The following is a 14,882-nucleotide window of genomic DNA, read 5'->3' as shown; positions in this document are numbered from 1 at the left end:
GATAAAGCAGCTCAACTAAGCCAAACCGGCGGCAAAGTGCAGTAGGCAGCATAAGGCAAGCTGTAAAGATACTTCCTCAGCTACCCAATGTCCAAAAGGAAAGCCCGGCTTCTACGCCGGGCTTTCCTTCAAAAAACGGAACGTAAGCTGCTTTCTGTAAAAGCTACAGCTCGGGCCTGATCTGCCCGGCGCAGTTGGCTAGCCGCGGCCAAGGAGGCAGCTCCCCTGGCGTACCTGCTACGCTACACTTGCAAGGTCGAGGTCACCTCAACGCCAAACAGGGACGCAATGCGGGCTGCTTTCTCCAGGGCCTGATCCTGCCTGGCAATTGCGGCAATGATGCCTATCCGGGCATTTTCGATGCTGAGCAGCACCCGGTACAGTCCCTGTCGCTGAACCGTCATGCTTGGGGCAATAGCGTCGTTCATAACGTAGGCGGCATTGAAAGGCGAAACCGTGACCCGCACGACGTTCGGCAAGGCCTGCCATTCGCCGTGCCGGAAGCCCAGGATCCACTGGTACACGCGGTAGCGTTTGGTCCGCGCGTCTAAGGTGATACCCTCGTAGCTGCTGACCATCAGGAACCCTACCAGCACTACGGACGGCCCGGCGAGCAGCCGTAGAAACGTTACCCCCGACGACAGGAGCCCGACCAGGGACGACAGCATGGCCAGCCCGCCGGTTACCATCAGCGCAAAGCCCGCCAGGCGAGCGGCCGGCGACGACGAGTAGCGTATCCGCCCGTCGTACTGCTGGGATGCGTCTGTCATCAGACAAGCTGCATCTCCTGAATGATCTGCTTGATACGGCCGTCGAGCTGCTGCTGGGCCTGCTCAAACGACTCCTGGGCGCCGAAGTTCGGCTGCTTGAGGCTGAAGTAGAACTTGATCTTAGGCTCGGTGCCCGAGGGCCGCGCCGATACCGTGGAGCCATCCTCGGTCAGGAACTGCAGCACGTTGCTGCGCTCATGCTCGAGCGGGGTCTGCTGGCCGGTGCGCAGGTCCCGGGCCACCTGCTGCTGGTAGTCGAGCAGCTGCACGACAGGCGAGCCGCCGAGCGAGGTAGGCGGGTTCTGGCGGAGCTGGGCCATCATCTCCTGGATTTCCTCGGCTCCGCGCTGCCCGTGCTTGGTCAGCGAAATCAGGTCTTCCTTGTACAGACCGTAGGTGCGGTACATCTGTACCATCTCCTCGTAGAGCGTGCGGCCCTGGTCTTTGGCCACGGCAGCCATTTCGGCAATCAGGCAGCAGGCCGACACAGCATCCTTGTCGCGGATAAACGAGCCGATCATGTAGCCGTAACTTTCCTCCCCGCCGCCGATGTAGTGGTGGCCTTCGTTTTTAGCTTCCAGGTCGCGGATGATGCCGGCAATGTACTTGAAGCCGGTCAGCGTCTGGTAGGAGCGGATGCCGTAGTGCCGGGCCACGTCGCCGAGCACGTTGCTCGTCACGATGGTGTACACGATGTAGTCCTTCTCCTTATTAAGCTGCCCCGCCTGGGCCCGGGCCGATACGAGGTAGTGCGTGAGCAGGGCCGCGGTCTGGTTGCCGTTCACCAGCACCCATTCGCCGGCCGTGTTCTTTACCCCGATGCCTACGCGGTCGGCGTCGGGGTCGGTGGCAATGATGAGGTCGGCGTCGAGCTGCTGGGCCTGGTCGAGGGCCATCTGCATGGCCACTTTCTCTTCCGGGTTCGGCGACTTTACGGTGGGGAAGTTGCCATCGGGCGTAGCCTGGGCCTCCACGATGTGAATGTTGTCGAAGCCGAGCTGCTCCAGGGCTTTCGGCACGAGCGTGATGCCGGTGCCGTGCAGGGGCGTGTACACGATCTTCAGGTCGTGCTGGCGCTGAATGGCAGCCGGGTTGATGCTCAGCTTTTTGACCTCGGCCAGGTAGGCGGCGTCAATTTCGGCACCAACCAGGTGAATCTTCGATTGGTCGGCGTCAAATTTCACTTCGTCCACGCTCTGAATGGCGGTGACTTCGCGGATGATGTTCTTGTCGTGGGGCGCCACGACCTGGGCGCCGTCGTTCCAGTATACTTTATAGCCGTTGTACTCTTTCGGGTTGTGCGAGGCCGTGACCACGCAGCCGCTCTGGCAGCCCAGATGGCGGATGGCAAACGACAGCTCGGGCGTGGGCCGCAGGGCCTCGAACAGGTACACGGTAATGCCGTTGGCCGAGAAGATGCCGGCGGCGGTTTCGGCGAACAGGCGCGAGTTCAGGCGGGAGTCGTGGGCAATGGCCACTTTCACTTCCTGACCCGGAAATGACTGGAGCAGGTAGTTGCACAAGCCCTGGGTGGCCATGCCCAGGGTGTAGCGGTTCATGCGGTTAGAGCCCGTGCCCATGATACCGCGCAGGCCGCCGGTGCCAAACTCCAGGTCCCGGTAAAAGGCGTCGCTCAGCGCATCGTCGTCGCCGCTTTCCTGCAGGCGGCGGATTTCGGTTTTGCTGGCCTCGTCGTAGTTGCCGGTAAGCCAGGTGTTGATTTTTTGTTGGACGCTGTCGGTAAGAGCCATGGGGTAGGTATTCGATTCGGCGGGTTTATACGCCAAAGAAACGGGAAGTTGGCGAACAGAAAACAACGTCCCGGTAATGAATAGGATGTCAGTTGGTTACAATAGGAAGTGGGTTGGCTTTGGTAGCCTCGGCCTTTAAAGCCGCGAGGCCCGGACTGAAAAGTCCGGGCCTCGCGGTTTGGTGCTGGTAGATCTAGCGTACCAGCATACGGCGGGTGATGGTGTTGCCGTCCAGCGTGAGCTGACTGACGTACACCCCGGCCGTCAGACCGGCCGCGTTAAAAGGAATAGCATAGCTGCCGGCCGGCTTGACCTCATCGACCAGCTTCACCACTTCCCGGCCCGTCAGGTCCAGCACCCGCAGGCGCACCTGCCCGCTCTGACGGAGCGTGTAAGGAATGGTGGTGGTGCCGCTGAACGGGTTCGGGAAGTTGGGGGCCAGCTGGGCCGAGGCCATGGTGCCTTCCGTCCGGGTGGAGTTGATAACCGAGTTGGTCCGGGCCGGGTCGGTGGTTTCGGCGTTGCCCGTGGTACCGAGGATACCGCTGGGGCCGCCGTTTACCTGGTTGGCAATAACCTGGCTGGAGCCTTCGTCGAGCTTGAAATAGCCAAGCAGCAGGGGGGAGGCGGCCGATGTTCCGTTCGTCCGGTCGCTCTGGATCTGGGTTGCGCTGCGGGCCGTATTCCAGATCATTACCTCATCGATGTAGCCCTGCCAGCCGGTGTCGCCCGAATTATAGCCGATGCCCAGCGTCAGGCCGCTCTGCCGGGGAGCGTCAGTAGAGGAAGCTACCTGATTGCCGTCGAGGTACAGCCGGCTGGTCGTGCCGTCCCAGGTGTAGGCCACGTGCGCCCATGTCCGGACCGGCACGATGCCGCCTTGCAGCACGCCGTAGAGTTGCAGTTCACCGGTTCCGTTCACCCCAAACCAGTCGGCATCGTTGCCGAACTCCAGAATGGTGTTGTACTGCCCGGCGTTGGCAAAGGACGACCCATTGAAATATACCCAGGCTTCCAGCGTAAAGGAGCCCTGGGGCGCATCCATATTAACCATGGCCCGGTCGGATTCGGTGCTGGTGAAGTGCAGGAAGTTGCCGCCCCGCTGGGCATAGCTGCTAAAGCAGAGACCGGTGCCGAGCAAGGCGACCAAAGCGGATTTGCGGAGAAATGAATTCATCATGAAAAAAGTAGGGTGGGAAAAACAGAAAGGAATGGAAGGCCGGTTTGCTGACTGCCAAGTCAGGCTGCTGACGCTGGTTGTCAGGTGTGTTCTAGTATTTATTATTTAAGTGCAAAGTAACGGTGGCTTCGGACAGGCGTCAATAACATAATCGTGTGAGGGCCCGGGTAGGAGCCGGCGGATCCTGCCAGACCAGTTAGGCTGCTTGTGTGGTTGCCGGTAGAGCATGAAAAAGCCCCGGTGCAGTCTGCATCGGGGCTTTTTCAAAAAAAATACGGGTTGCTTGGGCCAGGGCCAGCCAGCAGCTAACGGATGCTAGAGGTTGCCGCGCAGGGCCTGTTCCCGCTCAATGGCTTCGAACAAGGCCTTGAAGTTGCCTTTGCCGAAGCTCTTGGCACCCTTGCGCTGGATGATTTCATAGAACACCGTCGGGCGGTCTTCGACCGGCTTGGTAAAGATCTGCAGCAGGTAGCCTTCCTCGTCGCGGTCCACGAGCAGGTTCAGGGCCTTGATGCTTTCCAGGTCCTCGTCGATGGCGCCGATACGGTCCAGCAGGTCGTCGTAATAGGAGGAGGGTACGCTCAGAAACTCCACGCCCCGGCGGCGCAGCTCGGTTACGGTAGCGCGGATGTCGTTGGTGGCAATGGCGATGTGCTGTACGCCGGGCGAGTGGTAGAAGTCGAGGTACTCCTCAATCTGCGACTTTTTCTTGCCTTCAGCGGGCTCGTTGATGGGAAACTTTACGTAGCCGTTACCATTGCTGACCACCTTGCTCATCAAAGCCGAGTACTCGGTGCTGATGTCCTCGTCGTCGAACGTGAGCAGGAGCTTAAAGCCCATCACGTCCTCGTAGAACTTCACCCACTGGTTCATCTCGCCCCAGCCCACGTTGCCTACGCAGTGGTCGACGTGCAGCAGGCCCACCGGGGTGGTTTGCGGAATGGTGCTCGTCTTGGCCACGAAGCCGGGCATGAACGGGCCGCGGTACTGGCTGCGCTCCACAAAGGTGTGCACGCTTTCGCCGTAGGTATAGATGCCCGCCAGCGTTACTTCGCCGTGCTCGTCGCGGATGGTGTAGGGCTCGAAGGCCGAGCGGGCTCCGCGCTTGGTGGTTTCTTCCCACGACTTGCGGGCATCGTCCACCCATAGGGCCATGACTTTCACGCCGTCGCCATGCACGCGCACGTGCTCTGAGATTTCGGAGTCGGGCAGCAGGGAGGTGGTTAGTACCAGCCGGATCTTGCCCTGCTGCAGCACGTACGACGCCCGGTCGCGCAGGCCGGTTTCGGGGCCGGCGTAGGCCACCAGCTCAAAGCCGAAGGCGGCCTGGTAGTAATAGGCGCTCTGCTTGGCGTTGCCCACGTAAAACTCAACGTGGTCGGTGCCGTTCAGGGGCAGGAAATCGTGGGCCGGGTGGGCCTGCACTTCGGGCGAGGACATGGTTTGCATGGGCAGTACGAAAAGGCGAAAGGGTGGAAGAGAAGGTGTCGTGCGGGTAAAAATACGGTTTTGGCGTAAATCGTTCGGCGAAGGCGTGGCAGCCGTTCGGCGCGACTTTCCGTATAGGAGTTTTCGCGTACCAAAACCGAAAACTCATCCGGTGCAGAATTGCGGATTCCTTTCCACCTTTGTACCAACACCATTTGCCTATGGCTATGAATAAGGAGGACCTCAACCGCGCCCTCGTTACGCTCATCGAGAAAAAGCAGGAGCTGCACAAGCTGCCCTACAACCACGACAGCTACGACGACATCGAAGAAGAGCTGCACGACCTCGAAGACAAGTTCAACGAGGAGTACGGCGCCTATCTGGAGGAAGTACTGGACACGGTACACCAGAAGCTCTGCCCCGACACCGACGTGCTGCTGCCCACCGCCTACCTGCCCAACGACATCGGCGGCGACACCGGCTACACGCCGTCGCACAAGGAAGGCGTCTGGGTCGACTCCGACGAGTTTCCCGGCAAGGAAGCCCGCCTGGTACTGGTCCCCAACCCCACCCGCCTGATTTTGTCGGTTGGCAAGAGCGTCCGCAAAGAGGTCTGGAAGGCGTAGCCCACCGGTCCCATCGTTATACGTGTAGGAGCAGGGCACGTCAGGGAAGGCGCTGGCCACGCTGCTTTTACAACCGGTAAAGCCCGTCTCCGCATCAGGGGGCGGGCTTTGCTGCTGTTCAGACGCCGGGCGGCCGTCGTTGCTAACCGGTAACGCCGGGTTCCTGCCTATCTTGGCTGGATAATCTCCTGCTTACTCCTGCTTTCTATGCTCTACCGCATTGCCGACCTGGCTGACTGGCAAACCGCCCAGCAAACCGGCTTTTTTGCCAGCGCCGACCTCACCACCGAAGGCTTCATCCACAGCTCCGAGCGGCACCAGATTCTGGCCACTGCCGCGCGCTACTACGCCGGCCGTACCGACGTGCTGCTGCTGGAGCTTGACGAAAGCCAGCTGCAGCAGGCCGGGATTCGGGTGGAGCGGGAGTGGGTGCCGGCCCGCAACGAAGCCTTTGCCCACGTATTCAGCCCGATTCCACTGGCGGCCATCCGCCGGGAGTTCAGCTTCCAGCCCGATACCGGCGGGCAGTTTACGCTGCCGGATGATTTGCAGCGGGGCTTGTAAAGCGCTTGTCATGCTGAGCCCCGCGAAGCATCTCTACCGTTTCGTTGAAGCATTGGCTTGGTGAGTTTAGCTACACGAAAAAGCCTCGCCCTGAAGCAGGGCGAGGCTTTTTTTGCGCTTATTCTGGCCGTTACACCAGCTCGGCCAACTCCAGCCACCGTTCCCCCTTGGCGTCGAGGTCGGCATCGGTGCGCTTCAGCTCGGCAGCCCAGTCGGCTAGCTCCTTGTGGGAGCCGGTGCCGGCGTTGAGCTTGGCAATCAGCTGCTGCTTGACGTCTTCAAGGCGGGCAATGTCTTTTTCCAGCGTCTCGTACTCTTTCTTCTCGACAAACGTAGCCTTGCGCTTGGGCGCGGAAGCAGCAGCCGGGGCCGGAGCCACGGCTTTAGGGGCGGCCGCCGGAGCTACCCCAGCCGCTGCCTTAGCGGTCTGGGCTTTTTCGCGGGCGTACTCGGCCGAGTTGTTTTCCTTTTGCCACTCCCGGTAGTCGGTGTAGTTGCCGGGGAAGTTGCGGATGGTGCCGCCGGGCTCCAGCACAAACACGTGCTCGACCAGCGCATCCATAAAGTACCGGTCGTGCGACACGATGAGCAGGCAGCCGGCGAAGTTCAGCAGGAACTCCTCCAGGATGTTGAGCGTGATGATGTCGAGGTCGTTGGTCGGCTCGTCGAGAATCAGGAAGTTCGGATTCTTGATCAGCACGCGCAAGAGCTGGAGGCGGCGCTTCTCGCCCCCGCTCAGCTTGCTGACCAGGGTGTACTGCTGGGCGGGCGGAAACTGGAAGTGCTGAAGAAACTGCGAGGCCGTTACCACGTCGCCGTTGGCCATTTCCACCACTTCCGCCACTTCCTTCACGATGTCGATGACCCGCTGGCTTTCGTCGAACTCCAGCTCCTGCTGGGTGTAGTAGCCAAAGACGGTGTTCTGGCCCGCGTCTACCACCCCGGAGTCGGGCTGAAGCTTACCGGTGAGCATGTTCAGCAGCGTCGACTTGCCCGCGCCGTTGGGCCCGATCAAACCGATGCGGTCCTTTTTCTTGAACACGTAGCTGAAGTCGTCGAGCACCACCTTGTCGCCGAACTGCTTGTGCAGGTGCTCGACTTCAATGATTTTGCCGCCCTGGCGCGTCGTCTTCACCGACAGCTCCAGCTGGGGGCCGCCTATCTTGGTTTTGGCCTTCTCCTGCGTTTCGTAAAAGGCATCGATGCGGGCCTTCTGCTTGGTACCCCGGGCCTGCGGCTGGCGGCGCATCCACTCCAGTTCTTTGCGCAGCAGGTTACGGGCCTTTTCCACTTCGGCCACCTCAATCTGCTCCCGCTCGGCCTTCTTCTCCACAAAGTAGGAGTAGTTGCCCTGGTAGCGGTGCACCCGGCCCTGGTCCATCTCCACGATTTCGTTGGCCACCTTGTCCAGGAAATACCGGTCGTGCGTTACCATTAATAAGGTGAGCGAAGGGGAGGCCAGGCGGTTTTCCAGCCACTCAATGGTGTCGAGGTCGAGGTGGTTAGTAGGCTCGTCCAGGATCAGCACTTCGGGTTCCTCGATGAGCACCCGGGCCAGGGCCACGCGCTTGCGCTGCCCGCCTGAGAGGTTGCGCACCTGCCGGTTCAGCAGCTCGCCCAGGATGCCGAGGCGGCCCAGGATCTGCTTGACCTGGGCCTCGTAGTCCCAGGCGTTGAGCGCGTCCATCTGCTCCATCACCCGCTGCAGGTCGTCGGGCTTGTGGTTTTCGTCGTTCACCACGTGCTCGTAGTCGCGGATGGCGGCCAGCGTGTCGTTCTGGGAGGCAAAGATGGTTTCCTCCACTGTCATGTCCTCGTCAAATACCGGCTGCTGACCCAGGAAGGCCACCCGGATGCCCTTGCGGACGCTCACCAGACCTGTGTCGGGCTGCTCAAGGCCGGCCAGAATACGCAGCAGCGTGGTTTTACCGGTACCGTTGATACCGACCAGGGCCACGCGCTGCCCTTGATTAAGACCGAAGCCGAGGTCGCGGAACAACCACCGGTCGGCATAGTTTTTCGAAAGATTTTCGCCAGAAAGCAGATTCATAGCCGCAAAGGTAGGGGCTAGGAGTTAGAAGATAGGAGCCAGGAAAGATATTGAGGGAGGGCAGGGGACACAATAAATACGGACCTCTGCTCCCAGGCTTCCGGCTTAGGTCTCCACTTTTACCCCTCTGCTTCCGGTTCCGCAACTACTTTCCGCTCGTCCTGCTGACTCTTGGCTCCTGCGTAGCAGCTCCTGACTCCTCCTCAAATCACCCGCACCCGGTCCATGTGCACCTCGTCGCGCAGAATTTCCAGGCCCCGGTAGGCGAGAGGCCGGCCGGTGTTGGTCGTCAGGTCGCCGCCGGCGCCGTGCAGGTGGGCCACGTCCAGCACCAGCTGGGTGTATTTCCGCTCGCCCAGCTCAATGGCTACGGGCCGTCCGTGGCGGGTGTCGAAGGTGGACAGAGCATTATCTATCTCTTCCAGAATTTTGCTCATCAGGCAGTAAATAGGCAAATAGGGCAGGCAATATAGAATTTTGTGTAAAAACGCAAGGCGGTCCAGCTTGGCGCCCGGCATTTTTCTGTCTGCCAGTGTGCGGGACCGGCCTGCCGGGGCGGGCTTCCGAAACCCGCTTACCTTTGCCGGGCATGGCATCTTCCTCTTCCTTTAGCTTAGCAGCCCGGCCAGTCGGGGTGTTTGACAGCGGCATCGGTGGCCTCACCGTGGCCCGGGCCTTAAGCCGCGTGCTGCCCCACGAGCGGCTCATCTACTTCGGCGACACGGCTCACCTGCCCTACGGCGACAAAAGCACCGCCGCCATCCAGGCCTACGCCGTCAAGATCTGCGACCTGCTGCTGCGCCAGCAGTGCAAGGTGATTCTGATTGCCTGCAACTCAGCTTCGGCCGCCGCCTACGAGCTGGTGCGAGAGTACGTCGGCTCCAAGGCCCGGGTGCTCAACGTGATTGACCCCATCGTAGCGCACGTGGGGCAAACCTACCAGGGCCGGACGGTGGGCTTGATCGGAACGAAGCAGACGGTGAATTCCAATGTGTACCGCAAGAAGATTGACGACCTCGATGCCGGGGTGCAGCTGCAGTCCCTGGCTACCCCGCTGCTGGCGCCCATGATTGAGGAAGGCTTCTTTAACAGCTCTATCAGCGACAACATCATCCGAACGTACCTGAGCAACCCCGTGCTGGACGGCATCGATGCCCTGGTACTGGCCTGCACGCACTACCCCCTTATCAAGGAGCAGATCCAGGCCTATTATAAGGATAAGGTAGAGGTGCTCGATGCCTCCGACGTCGTAGCCCGCCACGTGGCCGGGTTTCTGAATGAGCAGCAGCTGGCGGCTCCGGCGGCGCACCACGCGACCGGTCACCATTTCTACGTTTCTGACTTCACCCGCTCGTTTGAGGAAAGCACCCGCATCTTCTTTGGTCAGGAAGTGCAGCTCGAGCACTACCCGCTCTGGGAATAGCCGAAAGCCGGTAGGAGGGAAGAGGAGCGCGTCGAGCAGAAGTAGCTTGGGCAGTTCAGACGGTTGTGGCTTTTTTCTAGAAATAATCAGCAAAATACCTGAAAGTGGGTATTGCGGGGGGGACCTCGTGCGTTAGACCTTTGCTTGCAGCTTTCTGTACTACTCTATCTATGTATCCGGTCTGTTCCTACCCCTTGACTAACCTGCTTAGCGGCCGGACTTCTTTACCTGCTTCCCGCCGGCTGCCAAACCTTTGCGGGCCGGTGGCCGGTCGGCTACTTACCTAAGCTGAAAACAGATTTTCTTTGATCAGCAGGTCCTTTTAAGCAGCCAATGGCGTGTTTCAAAGATTCCCTGGCAAAAGCCGGAACTGATCCGGATAAGGCGTGGTTGCGGGCGTGGTTAGAAAGGGTGGGAGCAAGGTCCTACTCTCGATAGATGTCCCAACAGGATTAGTTTAAGCCGCTAGGGGTTGACTACCTGTCCGAAACGAGACCTGCTCGGCATCTGCTGTTCAGGGCTGTTCCCTCGAATTGTGCAAAACGGGGTTTTCCTCCACCCTTGTTTAGAGCTTAGAAGATGATGGAAGGATACCAAAAGCTCACTAAAACAAAACATCGGGTCTGGCTTTTCTGCCCTAACTTTGCAGCCCGAAGCGCCCTTTAACTTACATTTTGCTAATATAAATTTCTGATATATTGTTAGCAGGAAATAAAGTAGCAGCGTCTCAAACCATCACAGGTTACCTTTGATATTATCGATTATAAAGGAACTAATGGATTCCAATCTGTGCTTTACCACCGCCATGTGTGAGCTTTGGCATGAATTGTGGAGCCGGCGCCACCCAGCAAGTTTTCCAGCCTGGTCTTCTTCACGAAAAAATACTATGCCTTCCGCCGTTTTTTTTCATCCGCCTGTTTCTTTTCACCGTATTAAGGCCGAGTTCTAATGAACAACCTTGATTTAGACCGCTCTCCAACTTCGTAACCTTTACTCTCAACATACTATGAAAAACCCTTACTTGAAGGTGTTCGCCGCCCATTTGCAGCGACCTCGCCTGTTTCTCTTCCTGTTGCTGAGCCTTCTGGCCCCAGTTACGCTGCTGGCGCAGTCGATTAACATTACGCCTGCCACCAGCCCGTCCTCGCCCACGAATTTCGGGCAGGTCGCCGTTGGTAACGTGTCTTCGCCTGTTACCTACACTGTGACGGCCTCCGGCCTGACCAGCGCCATTTCGGTAAGCTTCACGAACGCGCCGTCCTTTGAGGGCAGCACGGACAACGGCGCCACCTACACGCAGAGCCCTTCGCTGCCGGCTGCCGGTGGTACGCTGCTGGTTCGCTTCCGCCCGACGGCAGTAGGTGTAACCAACGATCAGTACATCGTGCTCACCGGCCAGTCGGGCCGTAACACGATTGCCAACTACATTGACGTTCAGGGTGAGGGCACTCCCGGTACGCCTAACATCAATGTAAGCCCGGCTTCGCTGTCGTTTGGCGGTCAGATCGTCAACACCCAGTCGGCTCCGCAGTCGGTCTCGGTTAGCGCTACCTCGCTAACGGATGATATTACCGTACAGGCTCCGGCTGGCTTCGAAATAAGCACCGGTGGCGGCACCTACTCTAACTCCCTCGTTATTTCGCGGGGTACTGGTACGGTTAATACGACGGTTGACGTGCGTTTCGTGCCAACTGCCGTTCAGAACTACGTGGGCAACGTGACCTTCGGCAGCGCCGGCGCTACCACCCGCAACGTGGGTGTGTCGGGTACCGGCCAGCAGGCTCCTCCCGCCCTGTCGATTCAGGCAGCTCCCGGCAACACCCTGCCGCTGGCCAACTTCGGCAACGTACAGGTTTACCGTACTTCTACTCCCCAGTCCTTTATTGTAAATGGCAACAACCTGACCGGTAACGTGACGGTGGCTGCTCCCGAGGGCTTTGAAATCCGCACCGGCACCAACGCCTTCTCGACTAACAACGTGATTCTGGTTCCCAGCGGCACGGCTGGCAGCGGTACGGTTAACACCCGCATCGATGTTCGCTTTGCTCCGGTTCCCGGCACGACCCGTCCCGACGGATCCGGTACCTATAACAGTAACATCGTTGTATCGACCCCCAACGGATCGAGCACCGTTACCCAGAACGTAGCCGTAGCCGGTACCGGAGTAGCTGCTCCCACGGGTGCTTACATCTTCGTAGATCCCAGCAGCCTGAATTTCGGCCTGGTGTCGCAGAGCGGCTCGGGTCAGGTTCTGACGTTCGTAGTAGGTGGCGACAACCTCGGTACGACTCCCATCAGCCTCGTGACGGCCCTGACCGGCTCGACGACTTCGGGTGCTATCCAGATCCGCAACCCCGCCGTTCCCGGCAGCCAGTTTACGAACAGCCTGACCATTGATCCGGTAGGCGGCCGTGTACCCGAAACGACGATCGAAGCCCGCATCGTGGGTCCGATTCCGAGCCAGAGCGACTTCACCGGTACGATCACCGCTACCAGCGGCTCGGCAACGCCTTCGCCTACCAACGTCGTGAACGTAACGGCCCGCAACAACTTCAGCGGTACGAACACTTCCTCGACCTTCACGGTAAGTACGCCGGCTACGGCCACCAGCCCCGCCGGTGCTCCCCTGAACCCCTTCAGCACGGTACCCGAGAAGGCTTCGGCCAGCCAGTCGGTACTGGTAAGCGGCAGCTTCCTGGTTAACCCGATCCGCGTGCAGGCTCCTAACAACTTCCAGGTTTCGCTGGACCCGCTGTTCCCCGGTCTGGGCAACGGTGGTACCGGCACGATTACGGGCAACTCGTTTAACATCATCCCGCAATCAGATGGCACTGTTAACAACGTATCGGTATACATCCGCTACGTTCCGACGGTAGCCGGCACTGAGAGCGGCACGGGTGTAACGTTCGAAAGCGCTCCGGCTACTTCGATTGCTGCTATCGTTCGGGCTACCAGCATCGGTACCATCGAATCGCGCACCATCTTCAGCCCCGAGGGCCCGATCGTAATCGGTACCGGTCCGACTGCTCCCCAGCGCATCCGCATCTTTGCTGAGCGTGTTCGTAACCCCACCCGTATTTCGGTGAAAGGTGAGTCGCAGGGCGCCATTGGCAACCCGAACGGCTTCGCTCAGTTCCAGATTTCGCGGATTGCTGCGGATGGTACTGCAGTCGGCTACACCGACCAGACTGATCCGAATGGCAGCACCATTTCGCTGGATCCGAACCCGAACACGAACGTCATCGATGAAGACATCTTTGTTCGCTACTCCCCGACCCGTGTCGGTGCCGCCCAGTCGGTACTGCAGTACATCACTCCGGACGTAACGGCTTCGCCTGCCAACACCCTGAGCCCGATTGTAAGCAGCATCTCGTCGGCTGACGCCAACACGCTGAACGGCCGCGCCATTGACGTGGAGCCCACTCAGGACACCCCTTTCACGGCCTCGCGTAACATCGGTGCCTCGTCGGCTTCGATCACCTTCAACCCTACCCCTGGGGTAACGGGCTACGGTGAGTTCCACATCGTCCTGATCAGCACGAGCCCCACCCTGTCGGTTCCGGACGTAATGCCGGTTGACGGCACGGACTACAACGCCGGCAACGGTGAGTTCATGGGCCAGGGCCAGAGCACTATCAACGATAGCGCTGGAAACACCTACTACGTGGTATTCTCGGGCGGTGCCCCGACGGCTACCATCACGGGCCTGGATGCCGAGACGACCTACTACGCTTACGTGTTCGACTACAACAGCACGAACCTGGGTGAAACAATCTTCATCAACAACGCTGAGAACTACAAGGGCCCGGCCCAGCCGACTACCCTTCAGGGTGCTATCCTGCCCGGTGTTGACCCGCCCCTGCCGGTTGAGCTGACCTCGTTCACGGCCAAGCTGCGCGGCACGCAGGTTGCACTGACCTGGACCACCGCTTCGGAGAAAAACAACCGTGGCTTCGAAATCCAGCGCAGCCAGGACGGCCGCGAGTTCCAGGCCATCGGCTTCGTGAACGGCAAAGGCACCACCTCGGCCCGCTCGACCTACAACAGCATTGACGACAAGCCCCTGTTCGGCACCTCGTTCTACCGTCTGAAGCAGATCGACAACGATGGTAAGACGGCCTTCTCGGCTGTAGCCACCGTAAGCAACGAGCTGGGTGAAGTAGCCATGTTCCCGAACCCGACCTCCGATGTGGTAACGGTTCGTCTGCCCCAGGGCACGACCGAAGGCATGACGGCTACGGTATCGGATCTGACCGGCCGCCTGCTGCGGAGCCAGAAGATGGATGCCAGCGGCGAGATCAGCCTGCGTGACCTGAAGTCCGGTACCTACGTGGTGACGCTGAAAGGCAACAACCAGCACGTGTCGCAGAAAGTAGTAAAGAACTAATATTAAGTTTTACGGTAGCCGGAAGGCTGCCAGCCAAAAAAAGGCCTCCCGCTTTGTGGGAGGCCTTTTCTGCGTTTATGCGGGTCGGTAACAATCTGGTAACCGGGTGATGGTGTGACGGCTAAGTCCTAAAAGCGTATCTTTGGTGCTTGACCAGATCCTATTCTTCTTCCCCTGTTCTACACCCTATGACATCACGTTTTCGCGCCTTTCAGACGCCCGCTGCCACCCCACTGGGCCGCCTGATTCTTCTGCTACTGCTGTTGAGCCCACTGGTAGGGTGGGGGCAGGTAAACATATCTGGAGGTTCTACAGTGACGCAAGATTTCTCACTGATGACTACAGCAGCTACTTCTCCATTGCCCCCTGGTTGGAAAGTAGATAAGTTAACAACTGAACGCACTGTCGGGACTTATGCCTCAGCACTAGCCGCAACCGAACGACAAGGAGGTGCTAGCATTAGTACAACAGCAGCTAATGGAATTTACAATTTCGGTGAGGGAACAACAGCGGCAGGAGACGCTAACAGAGCCGTAGGTGGCCTTTCATCTGGTACTGCCTCGAAGTCTGTAAACGTGTATTCACCTCAGTTTTTCAACAATGGGAATGCTGATATTAGTGATTTCACAATCAACTACAGGGTGGAGAAGTACCGCAATGGCAGTAATTCGGCTGGCTTCAGAATTCAGCTCTACTATTCCAC

10 protein-coding genes are annotated in these 14,882 nt (G+C 59.1%); 4 read left to right on the top strand and 6 right to left on the bottom strand.

The features are described 5' to 3' along the window. Positions 1-242 precede the first annotated feature (242 nt). The 4 genes from LJY25_RS09475 to hppD form a co-directional block, all read right to left on the bottom strand. On the bottom strand, positions 243-770 hold the full coding sequence (locus LJY25_RS09475) for a hypothetical protein (protein ID WP_227608080.1): 528 nt from the start codon (positions 768-770) through the stop codon (positions 243-245). Beyond that, complete coding sequence (locus LJY25_RS09470) at positions 770-2,521, bottom strand: phospho-sugar mutase (RefSeq protein ID WP_227608079.1); 1,752 nt, start codon at positions 2,519-2,521, stop codon at positions 770-772. Before LJY25_RS09470 ends, LJY25_RS09475 begins: the two co-directional genes overlap by 1 nt. A 193-nt stretch (positions 2,522-2,714) precedes the next feature. Next, positions 2,715-3,698, bottom strand: coding sequence for a LamG-like jellyroll fold domain-containing protein (locus LJY25_RS09465; protein WP_227608078.1), 984 nt, complete (start codon positions 3,696-3,698; stop codon positions 2,715-2,717). Between the two features lie 318 nt (positions 3,699-4,016). Continuing rightward, positions 4,017-5,150 (bottom strand): 4-hydroxyphenylpyruvate dioxygenase, encoded by a 1,134-nt coding sequence (hppD, locus tag LJY25_RS09460; protein ID WP_227608077.1) that lies wholly within the window; start codon positions 5,148-5,150, stop codon positions 4,017-4,019. A gap of 206 nt (positions 5,151-5,356) precedes the next feature. Between hppD and LJY25_RS09455 the strand changes: the two genes are divergently transcribed. Together LJY25_RS09455 and LJY25_RS09450 are read left to right on the top strand one after the other, a co-directional pair. Next, entirely contained in the window at positions 5,357-5,755 is a 399-nt protein-coding gene (locus tag LJY25_RS09455) for a hypothetical protein (RefSeq protein WP_227608076.1), read from the top strand. A 207-nt stretch (positions 5,756-5,962) separates the two neighbouring features. Then, positions 5,963-6,319 (top strand): DUF952 domain-containing protein, encoded by a 357-nt coding sequence (locus LJY25_RS09450; RefSeq protein WP_227608075.1) that lies wholly within the window; start codon positions 5,963-5,965, stop codon positions 6,317-6,319. Between the two features lie 130 nt (positions 6,320-6,449). Here LJY25_RS09450 and LJY25_RS09445 read toward each other — a convergent pair whose 3' ends face one another. Next, positions 6,450-8,369 (bottom strand): ABC-F family ATP-binding cassette domain-containing protein, encoded by a 1,920-nt coding sequence (locus LJY25_RS09445; protein ID WP_227608074.1) that lies wholly within the window; start codon positions 8,367-8,369, stop codon positions 6,450-6,452. 203 nt (positions 8,370-8,572) lie between these two features. Further along, on the bottom strand, positions 8,573-8,806 hold the full coding sequence (locus tag LJY25_RS09440) for a hypothetical protein (RefSeq protein WP_227608073.1): 234 nt from the start codon (positions 8,804-8,806) through the stop codon (positions 8,573-8,575). A 152-nt stretch (positions 8,807-8,958) separates the two neighbouring features. Here LJY25_RS09440 and murI point away from each other — a divergent pair, with 152 nt between their 5' ends. Then, positions 8,959-9,792, top strand: coding sequence for a glutamate racemase (gene murI, locus LJY25_RS09435; protein ID WP_227608072.1), 834 nt, complete (start codon positions 8,959-8,961; stop codon positions 9,790-9,792). Positions 9,793-10,798: 1,006 nt separating this feature from the next. Beyond that, entirely contained in the window at positions 10,799-14,179 is a 3,381-nt protein-coding gene (locus LJY25_RS09430) for a T9SS type A sorting domain-containing protein (protein WP_227608071.1), read from the top strand. Positions 14,180-14,882: the final 703 nt, after the last annotated feature.

The organism is Hymenobacter translucens (genome assembly GCF_020685205.1).
In the GTDB taxonomy this organism is placed as follows: domain Bacteria; phylum Bacteroidota; class Bacteroidia; order Cytophagales; family Hymenobacteraceae; genus Hymenobacter; species Hymenobacter translucens.
Note: the sequence above shows the minus strand (reverse complement) of the source record. Positions and strands in the feature narration are given on the sequence as shown.

Excerpts from the sequence above, each read along its gene's own strand:
- LJY25_RS09470 (WP_227608079.1), bottom strand. The coding sequence starts at position 2,521 with ATGGCTCTTACCGACAGCGTCCAACAAAAAATCAACACCTGGCTTACC.
- LJY25_RS09450 (WP_227608075.1), top strand. The coding sequence starts at position 5,963 with ATGCTCTACCGCATTGCCGACCTGGCTGACTGGCAAACCGCCCAGCAA.
- LJY25_RS09445 (WP_227608074.1), bottom strand. The coding sequence starts at position 8,369 with ATGAATCTGCTTTCTGGCGAAAATCTTTCGAAAAACTATGCCGACCGG.
- LJY25_RS09465 (WP_227608078.1), bottom strand. The coding sequence starts at position 3,698 with ATGAATTCATTTCTCCGCAAATCCGCTTTGGTCGCCTTGCTCGGCACC.
- LJY25_RS09430 (WP_227608071.1), top strand. The coding sequence starts at position 10,799 with ATGAAAAACCCTTACTTGAAGGTGTTCGCCGCCCATTTGCAGCGACCT.
- murI (WP_227608072.1), top strand. The coding sequence starts at position 8,959 with ATGGCATCTTCCTCTTCCTTTAGCTTAGCAGCCCGGCCAGTCGGGGTG.
- hppD (WP_227608077.1), bottom strand. The coding sequence starts at position 5,150 with ATGCAAACCATGTCCTCGCCCGAAGTGCAGGCCCACCCGGCCCACGAT.
- LJY25_RS09440 (WP_227608073.1), bottom strand. The coding sequence starts at position 8,806 with ATGAGCAAAATTCTGGAAGAGATAGATAATGCTCTGTCCACCTTCGAC.
- LJY25_RS09455 (WP_227608076.1), top strand. The coding sequence starts at position 5,357 with ATGAATAAGGAGGACCTCAACCGCGCCCTCGTTACGCTCATCGAGAAA.
- LJY25_RS09475 (WP_227608080.1), bottom strand. The coding sequence starts at position 770 with ATGACAGACGCATCCCAGCAGTACGACGGGCGGATACGCTACTCGTCG.